Raw genomic sequence first — 680 nt, 5'->3', positions numbered from 1 at the left:
TAAGCTCCTACGGCTTGTAGGCACACGGTTTCAGGTACTATTTCACGACCCCTCACCGGGGCGCTTTTCACCTTTCCCTCACGGTACTTGTCCACTATCGGTCACCAGGGAGTATTTAGGCTTACCAGGTGGTCCTGGCAGATTCACACAGGATTTCTCGGGCCCCGTGCTACTTGGGAACCCCTCCAACAGTCGACAGGATTTCGCCTACCCGGCTATCACGGTCTACGGCACAACTTCCCAGAAGCTTCGACTACCCCATCGATTTATCACTGCCCGGAGAAACGGCGGTCTCTCCAAGAGGGTCCCACAACCCCACACACGCAACACCCGCCGGCTATCACACGCGCATGGTTTAGCCTCATCCGCTTTCGCTCACCACTACTCACGGAATCACTATTGTTTTCTCTTCCTACGGGTACTGAGATGTTTCACTTCCCCGCGTTACCACCAACCGCCCTATACATTCAGACGGCGGCAACACCACATAACTGGTGCTAGGTTTCCCCATTCGGACATCCCCGGATCAACGTCTGGTTGGCGACTCCCCGAGGCTTAACGCAGCCTCCCACGTCCTTCATCGGCTCCTGATGCCAAGGCATCCACCGTGTGCCCTAAAAAACTTGGCCACAAAGATGCTCGCGTCCACTATGCAATTCACAAACAACAAACAGACCACC

1 rRNA gene is annotated in these 680 nt (G+C 55.1%); it reads right to left on the bottom strand.

From position 1 onward, the window contains the following. A 23S ribosomal RNA gene (locus KIK05_RS46450) occupies positions 1-629 on the bottom strand; the annotation flags it as partial. Positions 630-680: the final 51 nt, after the last annotated feature.

Source organism: Sphaerisporangium fuscum, assembly GCF_018531465.1.
GTDB lineage: Bacteria > Actinomycetota > Actinomycetes > Streptosporangiales > Streptosporangiaceae > Sphaerisporangium > Sphaerisporangium fuscum.
The sequence above is the reverse complement of the archived record's forward strand: the minus strand, read 5'-3'. Positions and strand labels throughout refer to the sequence as shown.